We start from the raw sequence: 18,315 nt of genomic DNA, 5'->3' as shown, positions 1-18,315 counted from the left end.
GGAGCCGCTGGACTCGTAACGTCCAGGCGTCTCCCAGGCGAAGGGGAAGCACACCGTGGCACGCATCGGTGACGGCGGCGATCTGCTCAAGTGCTCGTTCTGCGGCAAGAGCCAGAAGCAGGTCAAGAAGCTCATCGCAGGGCCCGGTGTGTACATCTGCGACGAGTGCATCGATCTCTGCAACGAGATCATCGAGGAGGAGCTCGCGGAGACCAGCGAGGTGCGCTGGGAGGAGCTGCCCAAGCCCCGCGAGATCTACGAGTTCCTGGAGGGCTACGTAGTCGGCCAGGAGGCCGCGAAGAAGGCGCTCTCCGTCGCGGTGTACAACCACTACAAGCGGGTCCAGGCGGGCGAGAACGGCGGCGCGAGCGGCCGTGACGACGCGATCGAGCTGGCGAAGTCCAACATCCTGCTGCTCGGCCCCACGGGCTCCGGCAAGACCCTCCTCGCGCAGACCCTGGCGCGCATGCTCAACGTCCCCTTCGCGATCGCCGACGCGACGGCGCTGACGGAGGCGGGCTATGTGGGCGAGGACGTCGAGAACATCCTCCTGAAGCTGATCCAGGCGGCGGACTACGACGTCAAGAAGGCCGAGACCGGGATCATCTACATCGACGAGATCGACAAGGTGGCGCGGAAGAGCGAGAACCCCTCGATCACCCGCGACGTCTCGGGCGAGGGTGTCCAGCAGGCCCTCCTGAAGATCCTCGAAGGCACCACGGCCTCGGTCCCGCCGCAGGGCGGCCGTAAGCACCCCCACCAGGAGTTCATCCAGATCGACACGACGAACGTCCTGTTCATCGTGGGCGGTGCCTTCGCGGGCCTGGAGAAGATCATCGAGGCCCGGGCCGGCGCCAAGGGCATCGGCTTCGGCGCCACGATCCTCTCCAAGCGCGAGCTGGAGGCCAAGGACGTCTTCGAGGACGTCATGCCGGAGGACCTGGTCAAGTTCGGCATGATCCCCGAGTTCATCGGCCGCCTGCCCGTGATCACCTCGGTCCACAACCTGGACCGCGAGGCACTCCTCAAGATCCTGGTGGAACCCCGCAACGCCCTGGTCAAGCAGTACCAGCGCCTGTTCGAACTCGACGGCGTGGAGCTGGACTTCGAGCGCGAGGCCCTGGAGGCCATCGCCGATCAGGCCATCCTCCGCCAGACCGGCGCCCGCGGCCTGCGCGCCATCATGGAAGAGGTCCTCCAGGGCGTGATGTACGAGGTCCCGTCCCGCAAGGACGTGGCCCGCGTGGTCATCACGGCCGACGTGGTCCTCTCGAACGTCAACCCGACCCTGATCCCGCGGGACGCGCGGGGGAGGGGCTCCGGGGAGCAGAAGACGGCGTAGACGTAGCCACATACGAAGGGGGCCCCGGTCAGCGACCGGGGCCCCCTTCGCACGTGGCTGCGGAACGCGTCAGGCCTTGACGCGGACCTCCTTGCGGAACTTGGCGGCGAGTTCGGCATCGGTCGCCGGGTCGCTGCTCCGGCCCGCCATGAGGTTGGCGAGGTCCACCGGCATGACCATCCCGAGGGTGCTGTGGTCGCCCCAGATGCAGATGGTCATCGTGACGTCCTTCGGACCGCCACTGCTCGACCCGGTGGGGGCGGTCGCCTGCTGGCACTTGAGGATCGCGCCGTCGAGGCCGGCCGGCTCGTACGCCTTCGGCTCACCCTTCAGGGAGGCGTCGCTGTCGCTCTCCTTCTGGGACTCGGTCTTCATGTAGGCGAACATCGCGTCGACGGCCTTCTCGGGGTCGTCGATCGTGCCGTACACACCGCCGAAGTTGATCATCTTCTTGCTCAGCGGGTTGTCCTCGTCACCGGACTCGTACTTGGCGCTGACGTCCTTCGGATCGTGCACGCCCCACTTCTCGGCGTCCTTCAGATCCGACTCCGTCATCGTGTCGCCGCTGCCGTCCTTCTTCTTGTACTCGGTCAGCACCGTGGACGGCGTCGTCAGCTTGTGCGGCCCGTCGTCCGCGACGTCGCTGCCGCCGCTGCCGCCGAGCACGAAGTACGCGCCCACCGCCACGGCGGCCACCACGGCCACCGCGCCGATGATCAGACCGGTCTTCTTCTTCCCGCCGGCCGGCTGCGGCGGCTGCGGCACGCCGAACGGCTGCTGCTGGCCGTACCCGGGCTGCCCCGGCTGGCCGTACGGCTGCTGCGGCGCACCCTGCTGCGGGTAGCCGTAACCGGGCTGCGGCTGGGCCGGAGGGGCCTGCTGGGGGTAGCCGTAGCCGGGCTGCGGCGCCTGCGGCTGCTGGCCGTACGGACCCGGCTGGCCGTACCCAGGCTGCCCCGGCTGGCCGTACGGCCCCGGCTGCTGGGGCGGCTGGCCGTACGGGCCCGGCTGGTTGTTGCTCATTCCTGCGTTCCCCTCCAGGAGCTTATGTGTTCCTGACATCCTGGCCCAGGCCCGGGAAGCGCACGGCACCGGGGGCGGCACCGTTACAGAACAAACGCGTTTCGGGACCGGCCCGTGACACCTCTAAACTGACCCCCGTGACCGAGAACGCTCAGCAGCAGCCACCCGCGCCCGACTCCGAACTGCCGACCCAGTACGCGCCGGCCGATGTAGAGGGCCCGCTGTACGAGCGCTGGGTAGAGCGCGGTTACTTCGAGGCGGACGCGAAGAGCGACAAGCCGCCGTACACGATCGTCATCCCCCCGCCGAACGTCACCGGCAGCCTGCACCTCGGGCACGCCTTCGAGCACACGCTCATCGACGCCCTGACCCGCCGCAAGCGCATGCAGGGCTTCGAGACGCTGTGGCAGCCCGGCATGGACCACGCCGGCATCGCCACGCAGAACGTCGTCGAGAGGGAGCTGGGCAAGGAGGGCAAGTCCCGGCACGACCTGGGACGGGAAGCCTTCGTCGAGCGTGTCTGGCAGTGGAAGGGCGAGTCCGGCGGCCAGATCAGCGGGCAGATGCGCCGCCTCGGTGACGGCGTCGCCTGGTCGCGTGAGCGGTTCACCATGGACGAGGGCCTGTCCCAGGCCGTCCAGACCATCTTCAAGAAGCTCTACGACGACGAGCTGATCTACCGCGCCGAGCGCATCATCAACTGGTGCCCCCGCTGTCTGACGGCGATCTCGGACATCGAGGTCGAGTACCAGGACGACGACGGCGAGCTGGTCTCCATGAAGTACGGCGACGGGGACGAGACCATCGTCGTCGCCACCACCCGCGCCGAGACCATGCTCGGTGACACCGCCGTCGCGGTGCACCCCGAGGACGAGCGCTACAAGCACCTCGTCGGCAAGCTCATCAAGCTGCCGCTCACCGACCGCTCCATCCCGGTCGTCGCGGACGAGCACGTCGACCCCGAGTTCGGCACCGGCGCCGTCAAGGTCACCCCGGCCCACGACCCGAACGACTTCGAGATCGGCCAGCGGCACGACCTGCCGTCCATCACGGTCATGGACGAGCACGCCGTCATCACGGCCCACGGCCCCTTCCAGGGCCTGGACCGGCTGGAGGCCCGTTCCGCCATCGTCGCCGCGCTGCGCGCCGAGGGCCGGATCGTCGCCGAGAAGCGGCCGTACGTCCACTCGGTCGGCCACTGCTCGCGCTGCAAGACCACCATCGAGCCGCGTCTGTCGATGCAGTGGTGGGTCAAGGTCGGTCCGCTGGCGAAGGCGGCCGGCGACGCCGTCCGCGACGGTCGCGTCAAGATCCACCCGCAGGAGATGGAGAAGCGGTACTTCGACTGGGTCGACAACCTCCACGACTGGTGCATCTCGCGCCAGCTGTGGTGGGGCCACCGGATCCCGGTGTGGTACGGCCCCGAGGGCGAGGTCGTCTGCGTCGGACCGGACGAGGAGCCGCCGAGCGGCGAGGGCTGGCACCAGGACACCGACGTCCTCGACACCTGGTTCTCCTCCGGCCTGTGGCCGTTCTCCACGCTCGGCTGGCCCGAACAGACCGAGTCGCTCGCGAAGTTCTACCCGAACTCCGTCCTGGTCACCGGCTACGACATCCTCTTCTTCTGGGTCGCCCGGATGATGATGTTCGGCCTGTACGCGATGGACGGCACCCCGCCGTTCCACACCATCGCCCTGCACGGCATGGTCCGCGACCAGTTCGGCAAGAAGATGTCGAAGTCCTTCGGCAACGCGGTCAACCCGCTGGACTGGATGGACAAGTACGGCAGCGACGCGCTCCGGTTCACGCTCGCGCGCGGCGCCAACCCCGGCGTCGACGTGCCGATCGGCGAGGACTGGGTCCAGGGCTCCCGCAACTTCGCCAACAAGATCTGGAACGCGACCCGCTTCGCGCTGATGAACGGCGCGACGGTGGAGGGACCGCTGCCGGACCCGTCGGCCATGTCGGCCACGGACCGCTGGATCCTCTCCCGCCTGAACTCCGTCGTCGCCGAAGTCGACGCCCACTACGACGACTTCCAGTTCGCCAAGCTCTCCGACGCCCTGTTCCACTTCGCGTGGGACGAGGTCTTCGACTGGTACGTCGAGCTGTCCAAGACGGTCTTCCAGGCGGGCGGCGAGCCGGCCGAGGTCTCCAAGCGGGTCCTGGGCGAGGTCCTGGACGTCACCCTCAAGCTCCTCCACCCGGTCGTCCCGTTCGTCACGGAGACCCTGTGGACGACGCTGACCGGCGGCGAGTCGGTCGTCATCGCGGACTGGCCGGCCGACAGCGGCTTCCGCGACACGGCGGCCGAGCAGGAGATCGAGACCCTCCAGTCGGTCATCACCGAGGTCCGCCGCTTCCGCGCCGACCAGGGCCTGCAGCCCGGCCAGCGGGTCCCGGCCCGCCTGACCCTGGACGGTACGGCCCTCGCCCCGCACGAGGCCGCCATCCGCCAGCTGCTCCGCCTCCAGCCGGAGGGCGAGTCCTTCACGGCGACGGCGACCCTCCCGGTCGCGGGCGCCGAGGTGGCGCTGGACCTCTCCGGCACGATCGACGTGGCCGCGGAGCGCAAGCGCCTCGCGAAGGACCTGGCCGCCGCGGAGAAGGAGAAGGCCCAGGCCACGGCCAAGCTCGGCAACGAGGCGTTCCTGGCGAAGGCCCCGGACCAGGTGGTGGACAAGATCCGCACCCGCCTGTCCAAGGCCGAGGAGGACATCGCCCGCATCACCGCCCAGCTGGAGAAGCTGCCGGAAGCGTGAGTCACTCACACAGGGACGCGTCAAACGTCTGACGTGACGGAAGGCCCCGGTGCCGATGAGGCGCCGGGGCCTTCGCCGACCCAGGGGCGCGGGGAACTGCGCGAGCGGCCACGACGGACCGGCCACGACGGACCCGCACCCGGCGATGGCGAGCAGCCACCCCAAACCGGTCCTTTGTCGGTGCCGCTCCGTAGACTGGGCACCGTGAGCGACCCGAATGGCACCGACCCCCTCGACAGCTTCGACGAGATCATCGACGCCGAGACCACCCGCGACCCCGATCTCGCCGTGATCGAGGCCGGCAGCCGCACCCTGCGCACCCAGGGCGGGCAGCCGTACGCCGACGTACCCGCGCGCCCCGAGGACCCGGAGGTCGACAAGGCGCTGCGCGAGGTCGAGGTCGAGCTGGCCACCCGCTGGGGCGAGACCAAGCTGGAGCCCTCGGTCACCCGCATCGCCGCGCTGATGGACGTCCTGGGCGATCCCCAGCGCTCGTACCCCTCGATCCACATCACGGGTACGAACGGCAAGACCTCCACCGCCCGCATGATCGAGGCCCTGCTCGGCGCCTTCGAGCTGCGCACCGGCCGCTACACCAGCCCGCACGTGCAGTCGATCACCGAGCGGATCAGCCTGGACGGCGCCCCGGTCTCCGCCGAGCGGTTCATCGAGACGTACCAGGACATCAAGCCGTACGTCGAGATGGTCGACGGACAGCAGGAGCACCGCCTGTCCTTCTTCGAGGTGCTCACGGGCATGGCGTACGCGGCCTTCGCCGACGCGCCCGTGGACGTCGCCGTCGTCGAGGTCGGCATGGGCGGCTCCTGGGACGCCACCAACGTGATCGACGGCGATGTCGCCGTCGTGACCCCCATCGACCTCGACCACACCGACCGGCTCGGCGAGTCGCCCGCGGAGATCGCCGCCGAGAAGAGCGGCATCATCAAGCAGGACGCGACCGTCATCCTGGCCCAGCAGCCGGTGGACGCGGCGCAGGTGCTGCTGAAGAAGGCCGTCGAGGTGGACGCCACGGTCGCCCGTGAGGGGCTGGAGTTCGGCGTCGTCGCCCGGCAGGTCGCCGTCGGCGGGCAGCTGCTCACACTGCGCGGCCTCGGCGGCGAGTACCCGGAGATGTACCTCCCGCTGCACGGCGCCCACCAGGCGCACAACGCGGCCGTCGCCCTGGCCGCCGTGGAGGCGTTCTTCGGCGTCGGCGCGCAGCGCGCGGAGCCGCTGGACATCGACACCGTGCGCAAGGCGTTCGCGGCCGTATCGTCCCCCGGCCGGCTGGAGGTCGTACGGCGGTCTCCCACCGTCGTGCTGGACGCCGCGCACAACCCGGCGGGTGCCGAGGCCACGGCCGAGGCCGTGCGGGAGGCGTTCGACTTCACCCGGCTGATCGGGGTCGTCGGCGCGAGCGGCGACAAGAACGTGCGGGGGCTGCTGGAGGCCTTCGAGCCGATCTTCGCCGAGGTCGTCGTCACCCAGAACTCCAGCCATCGCGCCATGGACGCGGACGAGCTGGCCGCGATCGCCGTCGAGGTGTTCGGCGACGAGCGGGTGCAGGTCGAGCCGCGGCTGCCGGACGCCCTGGAGGCCGCGATCACGCTGGCCGAGGAGGAGGGCGAGTTCGCCGGGGGCGGTGTCCTGGTCACCGGTTCGGTCATCACGGTCGGCGAGGCCCGGCTGCTGCTGGGGAAGGGCTGAGGTTCCCGTGCGTACGCTCTGTGCGTCGACCCTGATCGGCGAGTTCTTCATCATCGGCTTCGCCGGGCTCGTCGCCATGAAGGACCCCGACCTGTCCACGTCGACGGTGTGGCTGGTCAGCGGTATCGCCATGGTGATGTGCGTGCTGCTGTGCGGCATGGTGACCCGCCCCGGCGGGGTAGCCCTCGGCTGGGCCCTGCAGATCGCCCTGGTCGCCTCCGGTGTCTTCGTCCCGACCATGTACTTCATGGGCGCGGTGTTCGGGGCGCTGTGGTGGGCCTCGGTGCACTTCGGGAGAAAGGTGGACGAGGCCAAGGCCCGCTTCGCGGCTCAGGCGCAGTCCTCGTCCTCGACGGCTGACGCTGCGTAACAAAGGCCCCGACACGCCCTGTAACCTCGTCCCACCGCACATGTCAGTCGTGTAAGGAGCCCCCCGTGACCCAGCGCACCCTCGTCCTGCTCAAGCCCGACGCCGTCCGTCGCGGCCTGACCGGCGAGATCATCAGCCGTATCGAGCGCAAGGCCGGCTGGCAGATCACCGCGCTGGAGCTGCGCACCCTGGACCGCGCCACGCTGGAGCAGCACTACGGCGAGCATGTCGGCAAGCCGTTCTACGAGCCGCTGGTCGAGTTCATGTCCTCGGGTCCGGTCGTCGCGCTGATCGTGGAGGGCGAGCGGGTCATCGAGGGCGTGCGCGCGCTGGCCGGTCCGACCGACCCGATCGCCGCCGCGCCCGGTTCGATCCGCGGTGACTTTGGCGTGATCGTCCGCGAGAACCTGATCCACGCCTCCGACTCCGAGGAGTCCGCCGAGCGCGAGGTGAAGATCTTCTTCCCGGGCCGCGCGTGAGCCACGGCGAGCTGAGTTCTCGCTAAATTTTCTGACCGGGCGTCAGTTCCGTCCGGTGGCGCCTGACCAGGGACGGCCGTACATTTCCGGCCGTCTCTTGGCATATGCCTTGCCGATCGGGGGAACGCGTGCCTCCGTTGGGTCGTCTCCACAAGCGGGTCGGCACGCCATCTGGTGACAATGGCGGAGACCCTCGCGCAGTGTTCGCGCAGGCGCGTTTACGATGGAAGCCTTCGCGTCACAGCACCCGCCTCGCCGACCTGATATGCCCTCAAACGCTCAGGAAGGCCAGATGAATCCGGATGGGGAACTCAATGTCGTTCATCGGCCGTGACATGGCTGTCGACCTCGGGACCGCCAACACGCTGGTGTACGTCAGGGGTCGCGGGATCGTCCTGAACGAGCCGTCCGTCGTCGCGATCAACACGAACACGGGCGGGATCCTCGCGGTCGGTGCCGAAGCGAAGAAGATGATCGGCCGGACGCCGGGCAACATCGTGGCCGTCCGTCCGCTGAAGGACGGCGTGATCGCCGACTTCGAGATCACCGAGCGGATGCTCCGCTACTTCATCCTGAAGATCCACAAGCGGCGGTATCTGGCCAGGCCGCGGGTCGTCGTCTGCGTGCCCTCGGGCATCACGGGCGTCGAGCGCCGCGCCGTCATCGAGGCGTCCTCCCAGGCCGGCGCCCGCCAGGTGCACATCATCGAGGAGCCCATGGCCGCCGCCATCGGCTCCGGTCTGCCGGTCCACGAGGCCACGGGCAACATGGTGGTGGACATCGGCGGCGGCACCACCGAGGTCGCGGTCATCTCGCTCGGCGGCATCGTCACCGCCCAGTCCATCCGCGTCGCCGGTGACGAACTGGACAACGCGATCATCCAGTACATCAAGAAGGAGTACAGCCTCCTGCTGGGTGAGCGCACGGCCGAGCAGATCAAGATCACGATCGGTTCGGCGTACGACCTCGACACCGACGAGCACACCGAAGTCCGTGGCCGGGACCTGGTGTCCGGGCTGCCGAAGACCGTCGTCATCTCCGCCGCCGAGGTGCGCAAGGCGATCGAGGAGCCGGTCAATGCGATCGTGGACGCGGTGAAGACCACCCTCGACAAGTGCCCGCCGGAGCTGTCCGGCGACATCATGGACCGAGGAATCGTTCTGACCGGCGGCGGAGCCCTGCTGCGCGGGCTCGACGAGCGGCTGCGGCGGGAGACCGGCATGCCGATCCACATCGCCGAGGACCCGCTGGACAGCGTCGCGCTCGGCTCCGGGAAGTGCGTCGAGGAGTTCGAGGCGCTGCAGCAGGTTCTGGACGCCCAGCCGCGCAGATGACGCAACTCTTCCATTCCGCCGTACGGGACGTTCTCCTCTCGTGCGGCGGATCGTTGATATAGAGGCATAAGCTCCCCCGAATGGGCCTCTTCGGTGCGCGCCGCAGCATTCGCGTTTCCCGGGGGTCCCCGAATTCCTACTTGAGGAAGGGCACGGCCGCCGCACGTGAGGGACACGAAAGAGAGCCGGCTGCTCCTGGTCCTGCTGATCGCCATCGCGTTCGCGCTGATCACGGTGGACATCCGCGGGGGCCGGAACTCCCCGGTCGACGGCGCCCGGCATGCCGCCGCAGCGGTGTTCGGCCCGGTCGAGGACGGACTGTCCTCCGCGGTCGAGCCGGTCGGCAACGCCGTCTCCGCGATCCGTGACTCCGGCAGCCGGCACGACCGGCTCGCCGCACTGGAGAAGGAGAACGCGGCCCTCAAGGCCAAACTCGGCAGCGACGACCGCAACCGCAGCCGGCTGGCGCAGCTCGACAAGATGCTGAAGATCGCCGGCGAGGGGCAGTACGGCATCAAGGGCGCCCAGGTCATCGCCATAGGCTCGGCGCAGGGCTTCTCCTGGACCATCACCATCGACGCCGGCGCCGACGACGGCATCAAGCGGGACATGACCGTCCTGAACGGCGACGGCCTGGTCGGCCGCGTCACCACCGTCGGCCCCAGCACCTCCACCGTGCTGCTCGCCAACGACCCCGACTTCACCGTCGGCACCCGCATGGAAGGCAACGACGAACTCGGCTTCGCCTCCGGGCAGGGCGACCGCCCGCTGCGCGTCGAACTGCTCAACGGCAAGGCGGAGGTGAAGAAGGGCGACCGGCTCGTCACCTTCGGCTCGCAGGCCGACCGGCCGTTCGTGCCCGGCGTCCCGGTCGGCGTGGTCTCCCGCGTGGACCCCTCCGGCGGCGGCCTGACCCGCACCCTCTACGTCACCCCGTACGTCGGCTTCACCAAGCTCGACATCGTCGGCGTGGTCGTCGAGGCCCCCAGGAAGGACCCACGGGACACCGTGCTCCCGACCAAGCCGAAGCCGGTCCCGACCCCGACGGTGACCGTCACGGTCACGCCCTCGGCCGACGCCCCCGCCAACGACGAGCAGCAGTAGGAGCCGAATCCCATGCGTGTCAACCGGATCCTGCTCTCCAGCGCGCTGGTCGTCGTGGCCCTGGTGATCCAGGTGAGCGTCCTCGCCCGGCTGCACCTGCCCGGCGCGGTCCCCGACCTGCTGCTGCTCACCGTCCTCGGCCTGGCCATGGTCTACGGCCATGTCGGCGGCGCCCTCGTCGGCTTCGGCGCCGGCCTGCTCGCCGACCTGGCCCCGCCCGCCGACCACGCGGCCGGCCGCTACGCCCTGGTCCTGTGCGTCACCGGCTACTTCGCCGGGCTCATCCGGCCGGAGAACGGCCGGCTGAAGTCGGTGACCGGCCCGATGGCCGTCGTGGTCGCCGCCGCCATCGGCTCCACCCTGCTGTACGCCGGGGTGGGCGCCCTGGTCGGCGACACCGCCGCCCGGCACGTCGGCCTGACCGGGCTGCTGGTCTCCGCCGCCCTGTACGACCTGCTGCTCGCCCCGTTCGTGGTGCCGGGCGTCATGTGGCTGGCCCGCCGCGCCGACAACGACCCGCTCACCGAGAGCGGCCCCGCGGCCAAGGCCGGTGACATCTCCTCCGGCTGGCTCTCCTCCTCCGGAACGGGCCTGCGCATCGGCAGCCAGCGCGGCGGCCTCGGCGCGCTGAAGGCCAAGGCCCGCACCCGCTCCGCCCGGGTCGGCCGCATCAAGGGGGTCAAGCGCCTGTGAGCGGCGGCGAGTTCAGCCCGGGAGAGTTCACCCGAACGGGTCAGCTGTCCCGGAACGCGGGCCCACAGGCCGGTCGTTCATCATTCGTACGCGCGCAGGCGGATCGCACACCCGTCCTCCGCGCCCACGCACGTCGCGCACAGCCGTCCGCGCACTGAGAGGGGGAGACAGCCGCAGTGACCAACATCCCCGAGACCGGTCGGACCCCGCGGGTCCAGATCCGGCTCGTCGTGATCCAGATCCTCGTCCTCTCCCTGCTCGGCACGCTCGGCGGCCGGCTGTGGTACCTGCAGATCCGTCAGGGCGCCGAGTACCAGAAGGAGGCGTCCGGCAACCACGTCCAGCAGGTCGTCGACCCGGCCGTCCGCGGCGACATCCTGGACGCCCGCGGCGTGCCCCTCGCGGACAACGAGACCCGCCTGGTCGTCTCCGCCTCCCGCACCGACCTGCTGAAGCAGAAGGACGACGGCAAGGCCGTCCTCACCAAGCTGGCCGGCGTCCTCGGCATGAAGTCCGAGGAGGTCATGCAGAAGGTCCGGCTGTGCGACGCCAAGACCCCCCAGCCCTGCTGGAACGGCTCGCCGTACCAGCCGATCCCCATCACCGACGAGGCCACCGCCAAGCAGGCCCTCCAGATCCGCGAGCGCTCCGAGGACTTCCCCGGCATCACCGCGGAGCCCGAGGCCGTCCGGCGCTACGCGGGGCCGGGCAAGTCCAACACCGCGCAGGTCCTCGGCTACCTCTCGCCCGTCACCGACGCCGAGATCCAGAAGGCCAAGGACACCGACTCGCCGTACCTGCGCTCCGACATGGTCGGCCGCTCCGGCCTGGAGCGGACCTACGACAGGGTGCTGCGCGGCAAGGCCGGAGTCACCCGCTACGAGGTGGACAACCTCGGCCGGGTCATCGGCAAGGCCAGGTCGGACGCGGCCGAGGCCGGCTCGAACCTGGTCACCAGCATCGACTCCCGCGTCCAGCGCGTCGCCGAGTACGAACTGGACAAGGCGATGAAGGCCGCCCGCGAGCAGTACGACAAGATCACCGGCGAGAACTACAAGGCGGACTCCGGTGCCGTCGTCGTGATGGAGGCCAAGACCGGCCGGATCGTCGCCATGGCCTCCGCGCCGACGTACGACCCGAACGTCTGGGTCGGCGGCATCTCCGCCAAGGACTACAAGGCCCTCACCGGCAAGGACTCCGACTACCCGCTGCTGAACCGGGCCATACAGGGTCAGGCCGCGCCCGGCTCGACGTTCAAGGTGGTCTCCACGGCCGCCGCGGTCGAGGCCGGCTACCCCTTCGACGGCCGCTACCCGTGCACCAGCTCCTACTCGGTGGGCGGCCAGGTCTTCAAGAACTTCGAGGGCGAGAACTTCGGCGCCATCTCCCTCGGCCGCGCCCTGGAGGTCTCCTGCGACACGGTCTTCTACGGCCTCGCCGACAAGGAGTGGAAGCGGGACGGCGGCATCAACCCCAGGAAGGGCCAGCCGAAGGACTACTTCTACAAGGCCGCCCACCAGTTCGGCCTCGGCAAGGAGACCGGCATCGACCTGCCCAACGAGGTCACCGGCCGCGTCCCCGACCGCCAGTGGAAGGAGGCCTACTGGAAGGCCAACAAGGACGCCTGGTGCAAGACCGGCAAGAAGGACGGCTCGTACGTCGAGAAGATCGCCTACGAGAACTGCCTCGAAGGCAACAAGATGCGCGAAGGCGACTCGATCAACTACTCCATCGGCCAGGGTGACACCCTCGTCACGCCGATCCAGGAGGCCGTGATCTACGGCGCCGTCGCCAACGGCGGCACGATGTACCAGCCGACCATCGGCAAGGCGATCATCAGCGCCGACGGCAGGACCGTCCAGGAGATCAAGCCGAAGAAGAGCGGCAGGCTGCCGGTCAGCCAGGCCACCCTCAGCGGTATGGACGACGCCTTCGCGGGCGTCATCACCCGCGGTACGGCGGCCTGGAAGTTCGGCGGCTGGCCGCAGAACAAGATCCCGCTGCACGCCAAGACCGGTACGGCGGAGGTCTACGGCAAGCAGACCACGTCCTGGCTGGCCACCTACTCCAAGGACTACACGGTGATCATGACGATCGCCCAGGCCGGTACGGGTTCCGGCGCCTCCGGTGAGGCCGTGCGCAACATCTACAGCGCGCTCTACGGCGTCCAGGGCGACGGCTCGGTCGACACCAAGAAGGCGCTGCTGCCCGAGCCGCAGAAGGGCCTGCCCAAGGTCCGCACGGACGGCACCATCGCCGCCCCGAAGATCACCGGCGACCCGGCGAAGGACGCCGAGGCCGCCCAGGAGAACAACCCGACCAACGGCGACGACCAGCAGCCCGCGGGCACCACGGCGTCGCCCAACACGAGAAACCGCGACACCCGCAGGCGCGCCCGCAGGAGGGGAAGCCGGAGGATGCCCTCATGACCGGCGCGAACAGCTTCTCCGTCTCCGGGTACGGCCCCGAGCGGGCCGGCTGGACCCGGCTCTTCGCCCGCGACTCGCTCACCCGCCGACTGGACTGGCCGATGCTGCTCGCGGCCACGGCCCTGTCCCTGATGGGCTCGCTGCTGGTGTACTCGGCGACCCGCAACCGCACCGAGCTGAACCAGGGCGACCCGTACTTCTTCCTGGTCCGGCACCTGATGAACCTCGGCATCGGGATCGCCCTGATGATCGCCACGGTCTGGCTCGGCCACCGCGCCCTGCGCAACGCCGTGCCGATCCTCTACGGCCTGTCGGTGCTCCTCGCCCTGGTGGTGCTCACCCCGCTCGGCGCGACGATCAACGGCCAGCGGAACTGGCTCGTCATCGGCGGCTTCTCGCTCCAGCCCGCCGAGTTCCTCAAGGTCACGATCATCCTCGGCATGGCCATGCTGCTGGCCGCGCGGGTCGACGCGGGCGACAAGCCCTACCCCGACCACCGGACCGTGTTCCAGTCGCTGTGCCTGGCCGCCGTACCGATCCTGATCCTGCTGCTCATGCCCGACCTCGGCTCGGTGCTGGCCATGGTGGCGATCATCCTGGGTGTGCTGCTCGCCTCCGGCGCCTCCAACCGCTGGGTCTTCGGCCTGCTCATCGCCGGGGTCATCGGCTGCGTGGCCATCTGGCAGCTGCACATCCTGGACGAGTACCAGATCAACCGGTTCGCGGCCTTCGCCAACCCGGACCTGGACCCGGCCGGCGTCGGCTACAACACCAACCAGGCCCGCATCGCCATCGGCTCCGGCGGGCTGACCGGGGCCGGGCTCTTCCACGGTTCGCAGACGACCGGCCAGTTCGTGCCGGAGCAGCAGACGGACTTCGTGTTCACGGTCGCGGGGGAGGAGCTGGGCTTCGTCGGCGCCGGCCTGATCATCTTCCTGCTGGGAGTCGTCCTGTGGCGGGCCTGCCGGATAGCGCGCGACTCGACCGAGCTGTACGGGACGACCGTGGCCGCCGGGATCGTCGCCTGGTTCGCCTTCCAGTCCTTCGAGAACATCGGCATGACCCTCGGCATCATGCCGGTCACCGGCCTGCCCCTGCCGTTCGTGTCGTACGGCGGCTCGTCCATGTTCGCCGTGTGGGTCGCCGTGGGCCTGCTGCAGTCGATCAAGGTGCAGAGACCGATGTCGGCGTGAGGCGCCGGTCCGGCGCGAGACCTACGAGCGAGGAGTGCGACACGAGGGTGTTCACCGGGTGAATGGCGCGAGTTTTCCGGCCATTCACCCGGAGCGGCCCCTGCCGTGCCGGCCCCCGGCGCACTAGATTCGGTGCATGGCGGATGCGAAACGCGAGATCGAGCGCAAGTACGAATCCGACGAGAGCGGACTGCCCGACCTGACCGGCGTCGGCGGGGTGGCCGCGGTCCTCGACAAGGGCCTGGTCGACCTGGACGCCACGTACTACGACACCGCCGACGAACGCCTGGCCGCGGCAGCGCTCACCCTGCGCCGCCGCACCGGCGGCTCGGACGCCGGCTGGCATCTGAAATTCCCGGTCGCCCCGGGAGTCCGCGACGAGATCCAGGCCCCGCTCTCCGACACCGTCCCCGAGGAGATCGCGGCCCTGGTCCGCTGCCGGGTCCGGGACAGCGCGCTGGCCCCCTTGGTCCGGCTGCGCTCCGCCCGCGATCTGCGGCACCTGGTCGACGCCGAGGGGACCCTGCTGGCCGAGGCGAGCGTCGACACCGTGACCGCCGAGCGGCTCACCGGCACCGGCGGGGCCGCCCAGTGGACCGAGATCGAGGTGGAACTGGCCGACGGCGGCGACCCCGACCTCCTCGACCGGCTGGAGAAGCGGCTGCGCAAGGCGGGCGTACGGCCGTCCACGTCGCCGTCCAAGCTGGCCCGGGCGCTGGAGGAGACCGGCGGCCGGGCGCAGGGCACCGGGCGGCGCGCGCGGCCCGTGACCGCCGGCGACCACGTCCTCGCCTATGTGCGCGAGCAACGCGAGGCGATCCTCGGGTACGACCCGGGCGTCCGCCGGGACGTACCGGACTCCGTCCACCAGATGCGGGTGGCCACCCGCCGGATGCGCAGCACCTTCCGCACCTTCGGCACCGTCCTCGACCCCGCCGTCACCGACCCGATCGCCGCCGAGCTGAAATGGCTGGCGGGCGAACTGGGCGTGGGCCGCGACCAGGAGGTACTGGCCGAGCGCCTGCTCACCGTCCTCGGCGACCTGCCGCCCGCCCTGGTGTCCGGCCCCGTCCGCCAACGGCTCACCACCTGGGCGAGCACCCAGCACGACAGCGCCCGCAGCCATGTCGTCGCGATCCTGGACTCCGCCCGCTACCTGGCGCTGCTGGACACCCTGGACGCGCTGCTCGCCGACCCGCCGCTCAAGGGCGCCGCCGCCCGGACACCGCAGAAGGTGCTCGCCAAGGCCGTACGCAAGGACTTCGCCAAGGTCTCCCGCCTGGTCACCGAGGCACTCGACCGGGCACCCGGCGAGGAACGCGACGTCGCCGTCCACGAGGCCCGCAAGAAGGCCAAGCGCACCCGGTACGCGGGAGAGGCGGCCGTCCCGGCCCTCGGCCGCCCCGCCCGCTCCCTGGTCAAGTCCATGAAGTCCCTGACCAGCCTGCTCGGCGAACACCAGGACAGCGTCATGGCCCGCCAGGCCCTGCGCGAGCTGTCCGCGGTGGCGCACGCGGCGGGGGAGAGCGCGTTCACGTACGGGCTGCTGTACGGCAGGGAGGAGGCACGGGCGGCGTCCGCGGAGGCGGAGCTGCCGGGCCTGTGGAAGGAGATCACCGCGGGGGCGCCGGTCTGAGCGTGCGGGGAAGTCCGCCGGGCGGGTTACGCTTGATGGTCACCCCTGTCAGCTCATGAAGGTTCGCGAGATGCCTGTCGAGTCGGTTTTCCCGCAGCTCGAAGCTCTGCTCCCGCACGTGCAGAAGCCGATCCAGTACGTCGGCGGAGAGCTCAACTCCACGGTCAAGCCGTGGGACGAGTGCGACGTCCGCTGGGCGCTCATGTACCCGGACGCGTACGAGGTCGGCCTGCCCAACCAGGGCGTCATGATCCTCTACGAGGTCCTCAACGAGCAGGAGGGCGTCCTCGCCGAGCGCACCTACAGCGTGTGGCCGGACCTGGAGGCCCTCATGCGGGAGCACGGCGTCCCGCAGTTCACGGTGGACAGCCACCGCCCGGTGAAGGCCTTCGACGTGTTCGGCCTGTCCTTCTCCACGGAGTTGGGCTACACGAACATGCTCACGGCCCTGGACCTGGCCGGCATCCCGCTGGAGTCCAAGGACCGCACGATCGACGACCCGATCGTCCTCGCGGGCGGCCACGCGGCCTTCAACCCCGAGCCGATCGCGGACTTCATCGACGCGGCGATCATCGGCGACGGCGAGCAGGCCGTGCTGGACATGACGAAGATCATCCGCGAGTGGAAGGCGGAGGGCTGCCCCGGCGGCCGCGAGGAGGTCCTCTTCCGCCTGGCGAAGACGGGTTCGGTGTACATCCCGGCGTTCTACGACGTCGAGTACCTCGCCGACGGCCGTATCGCCCGCGTGGTCCCCAACAAGTCGGGCGTCCCGTGGCGCGTCTCCAAGCACACGGTCATGGACCTGGACGAGTGGCCGTACCCCAAGCAGCCGCTCGTCCCGCTGGCCGAGACGGTCCACGAGCGCATGTCGGTGGAGATCTTCCGCGGCTGCACGCGCGGCTGCCGCTTCTGCCAGGCCGGCATGATCACGCGTCCCGTCCGTGAGCGCTCGATCACCGGCATCGGCGAGATGGTCGACAAGGGCCTCAAGGCGACGGGCTTCGAGGAGGTGGGCCTCCTGTCCCTGTCCTCGGCGGACCACAGCGAGATCGGCGACATCGCCAAGGGCCTCGCGGACCGCTACGAGGACGACAAGATCGGCCTCTCGCTCCCCTCCACCCGCGTGGACGCCTTCAACGTGGACCTGGCGAACGAGCTGACCCGCAACGGCCGCCGCTCGGGCCTCACCTTCGCGCCCGAGGGCGGCTCGGAGCGCATGCGCAAGGTCATCAACAAGATGGTCTCGGAAGAGGACCTCATCCGGACGGTCGCGACGGCGTACGGCAACGGCTGGCGCCAGGTGAAGCTGTACTTCATGTGCGGCCTGCCGACGGAGACGGACGAGGACGTCCTGCAGATCGCCGACATGGCGACGAAGGTGATCGCGAAGGGCCGTGAGGTCTCCCGCTCCAACGACATCCGCTGCACGGTGTCGATCGGCGGCTTCGTCCCCAAGCCCCACACCCCCTTCCAGTGGGCCCCGCAGCTCTCGGCGGAGGAGACGGACGCCCGTCTCGAGAAGCTGAGGGACAAGATCCGCGGCGACAAGAAGTACGGCCGCTCGATCGGCTTCCGCTACCACGACGGCAAGCCGGGCATCGTCGAAGGCCTCCTGTCCCGCGGCGACCGCCGCATCGGCGCGGTGATCCGCGCGGTCTACGAGGACGGCGGCCGCTTCGACGGCTGGCGCGAGCACTTCTCGTACGACCGCTGGATGGCCTGCGCGGACAAGGCGCTGGCCCCCTTCGGCGTGGACGTCGACTGGTACACGACGCGCGAGCGCACGTACGAGGAAGTCCTCCCCTGGGACCACCTGGACTCCGGCCTGGACAAGGACTGGCTCTGGGAGGACTGGCAGGACGCCCTCGACGAGACCGAGGTCGAGGACTGCCGCTGGACTCCGTGCTTCGACTGCGGGGTCTGTCCGCAGATGGACACCCACATCCAGATCGGCCCGACCGGCAAGAAGCTGCTCCCGCTGACGGTCAAGAACGCGGGTCCGGCGCCGGCTGCGAGCGGGCACTCGCACTGAGGTGGGCGGGAAGGGTGCGCCGCGCTGCCCGGTAGGGCGTTGCGCGGCGCACCGGTCACTTCTTGAGGGGGAGGGATCAGCCGGGGAGGTCGCCGGTGTAGCGGTAGATGTTTCCTGCTGAGTTGACGCCCCAGACGGTGCCGTCGGCTCCTGCGCCGATGTCGGTGAGTGCTCCGGGGATCTGTACCCAGGGGCTGGCGTCGTTGTTGGT

The 18,315-nt window shown here is 69.8% G+C and carries 14 protein-coding genes; 12 read left to right on the top strand and 2 right to left on the bottom strand.

Going from position 1 to position 18,315, the window contains the following annotated elements; genetic code table 11:
* The first annotated feature begins 55 nt into the window (after positions 1-55).
* Positions 56-1,342 (top strand): ATP-dependent Clp protease ATP-binding subunit ClpX, encoded by a 1,287-nt coding sequence (clpX, locus tag ABZ937_RS38425; protein WP_014672712.1) that lies wholly within the window; start codon positions 56-58, stop codon positions 1,340-1,342.
* Between the two features lie 69 nt (positions 1,343-1,411).
* Here clpX and ABZ937_RS38420 read toward each other — a convergent pair whose 3' ends face one another.
* Positions 1,412-2,365: a hypothetical protein gene (locus ABZ937_RS38420; RefSeq protein ID WP_361699249.1), complete on the bottom strand. Its 954-nt coding sequence runs from the start codon at positions 2,363-2,365 to the stop codon at positions 1,412-1,414.
* A 137-nt stretch (positions 2,366-2,502) separates the two neighbouring features.
* On the opposite strand from ABZ937_RS38420, the gene ABZ937_RS38415 reads away from it, so the two are divergent.
* The 11 genes from ABZ937_RS38415 (at position 2,503) to ABZ937_RS38365 (ending at position 18,104) form a co-directional block, all read left to right on the top strand.
* Positions 2,503-5,127 (top strand): valine--tRNA ligase, encoded by a 2,625-nt coding sequence (locus ABZ937_RS38415; protein WP_361699247.1) that lies wholly within the window; start codon positions 2,503-2,505, stop codon positions 5,125-5,127.
* A 204-nt stretch (positions 5,128-5,331) separates the two neighbouring features.
* Positions 5,332-6,834, top strand: a complete 1,503-nt coding sequence (locus ABZ937_RS38410; RefSeq protein ID WP_361699245.1) for a folylpolyglutamate synthase/dihydrofolate synthase family protein — start codon at positions 5,332-5,334, stop codon at positions 6,832-6,834.
* A 7-nt stretch (positions 6,835-6,841) separates the two neighbouring features.
* Positions 6,842-7,204 (top strand): DUF4233 domain-containing protein, encoded by a 363-nt coding sequence (locus ABZ937_RS38405; RefSeq protein ID WP_361699243.1) that lies wholly within the window; start codon positions 6,842-6,844, stop codon positions 7,202-7,204.
* Positions 7,205-7,269: 65 nt separating this feature from the next.
* Positions 7,270-7,683: a nucleoside-diphosphate kinase gene (gene ndk / locus ABZ937_RS38400; RefSeq protein WP_361699241.1), complete on the top strand. Its 414-nt coding sequence runs from the start codon at positions 7,270-7,272 to the stop codon at positions 7,681-7,683.
* A 314-nt stretch (positions 7,684-7,997) separates the two neighbouring features.
* Positions 7,998-9,017 carry a rod shape-determining protein gene (locus ABZ937_RS38395; RefSeq protein ID WP_014672705.1) on the top strand — a complete coding sequence of 340 codons (1,020 nt, stop codon included), beginning with the start codon at positions 7,998-8,000 and terminating at the stop codon, positions 9,015-9,017.
* Positions 9,018-9,182: 165 nt separating this feature from the next.
* On the top strand, positions 9,183-10,121 hold the full coding sequence (gene mreC, locus ABZ937_RS38390) for a rod shape-determining protein MreC (RefSeq protein WP_361699239.1): 939 nt from the start codon (positions 9,183-9,185) through the stop codon (positions 10,119-10,121).
* 12 nt (positions 10,122-10,133) lie between these two features.
* Positions 10,134-10,814 carry a rod shape-determining protein MreD gene (gene mreD / locus ABZ937_RS38385; protein WP_361699237.1) on the top strand — a complete coding sequence of 227 codons (681 nt, stop codon included), beginning with the start codon at positions 10,134-10,136 and terminating at the stop codon, positions 10,812-10,814.
* Between the two features lie 176 nt (positions 10,815-10,990).
* A complete protein-coding gene (mrdA, locus tag ABZ937_RS38380) occupies positions 10,991-13,243 on the top strand; it encodes a penicillin-binding protein 2 (RefSeq protein ID WP_361699235.1) in 2,253 nt (750 codons plus the stop codon).
* The gene (gene rodA / locus ABZ937_RS38375; RefSeq protein WP_361699233.1) at positions 13,240-14,436 is read left to right on the top strand and encodes a rod shape-determining protein RodA; all 1,197 of its coding nucleotides are present in this window, start codon (positions 13,240-13,242) and stop codon (positions 14,434-14,436) included. The genes mrdA and rodA overlap by 4 nt, the downstream gene beginning before the upstream one ends.
* Positions 14,437-14,572: 136 nt before the next feature.
* On the top strand, positions 14,573-16,072 hold the full coding sequence (locus tag ABZ937_RS38370) for a CYTH and CHAD domain-containing protein (RefSeq protein WP_361699231.1): 1,500 nt from the start codon (positions 14,573-14,575) through the stop codon (positions 16,070-16,072).
* A gap of 70 nt (positions 16,073-16,142) precedes the next feature.
* Positions 16,143-18,104, top strand: a complete 1,962-nt coding sequence (locus tag ABZ937_RS38365) for a TIGR03960 family B12-binding radical SAM protein (protein ID WP_361699229.1) — start codon at positions 16,143-16,145, stop codon at positions 18,102-18,104.
* 76 nt (positions 18,105-18,180) lie between these two features.
* Here ABZ937_RS38365 and ABZ937_RS38360 read toward each other — a convergent pair whose 3' ends face one another.
* Positions 18,181-18,264, bottom strand: a complete 84-nt coding sequence (locus tag ABZ937_RS38360; protein ID WP_361699311.1) for a hypothetical protein — start codon at positions 18,262-18,264, stop codon at positions 18,181-18,183.
* Between the last annotated feature and the right edge of the window lie 51 nt (positions 18,265-18,315).

This window comes from Streptomyces sp. NPDC046727 (assembly GCF_040645635.1).
Lineage (GTDB): Bacteria > Actinomycetota > Actinomycetes > Streptomycetales > Streptomycetaceae > Streptomyces.
Note: the sequence above shows the minus strand (reverse complement) of the source record. Positions and strands in the feature narration are given on the sequence as shown.